Origin of the sequence: Eubacterium sp. 3_1_31 (assembly GCF_964249515.1) — a bacterium.
In the GTDB taxonomy this organism is placed as follows: Bacteria; Bacillota_I; Bacilli_A; order Erysipelotrichales; family Erysipelotrichaceae; genus Longicatena; species Longicatena caecimuris.
This window is the reverse complement of sequence record NZ_CAXUBY010000118.1, coordinates 1-557: the sequence shown is the minus strand read 5'-3', so window position 1 is coordinate 557 and position 557 is coordinate 1. Positions and strand designations below refer to the sequence as shown.

Below are 557 nucleotides of genomic sequence, written 5' to 3'. Positions count from 1 at the left end.
TTTTTTGAAAAATATTTTAATACTTCTATAATATCAATTGTTTCAATGTTCATAATATATTTCTATACTCCAAGCGAAAGTGAGTTAATAAAAAAGTTCACAGTTGAGAGTGTAAAATAAACTGTGTAAGTTAAGAGCGTACGACTTAACGATACACAGTTTTTATATGCTTATGATACAATAAAAGAAAGTAGAGGAAATAACATATGGCAAGAATAAAAAGAGATCCAAAAACAGTAGCACTCGCGCAAGAAATCGCAAAACAATTTGATCCACAATCAGCAGAAGATGCAGATGAAGCACTCAAAGAACTTTTTGGTCCGATATTTGAATCGTTGCTCCAAGGTGAGATGAGTCATCATTTAGGATATGAGAATAATAATAAAGAATATAAACAAACGCAGAATCGTAGAAATGGATATGGTCAAAAAACTGTTCATACTACAAAGGGAGATATCACGATAGATACACCAAGAGACCGTGATGGCTCTTTTGAGCCACAGCTGATATCAAAACGACAAAGAGATGTTTCAGGAATAGAAGATAAAGTATTAGCG

1 protein-coding gene is annotated in these 557 nt (G+C 32.7%); it reads left to right on the top strand.

Annotation, left to right across the window (positions count from 1 at the left end):
• Positions 1-206 precede the first annotated feature (206 nt).
• A partial coding sequence (locus ACESSZ_RS16500; protein WP_499842914.1) for a transposase occupies positions 207-557 on the top strand: 351 nt, incomplete at its 3' end.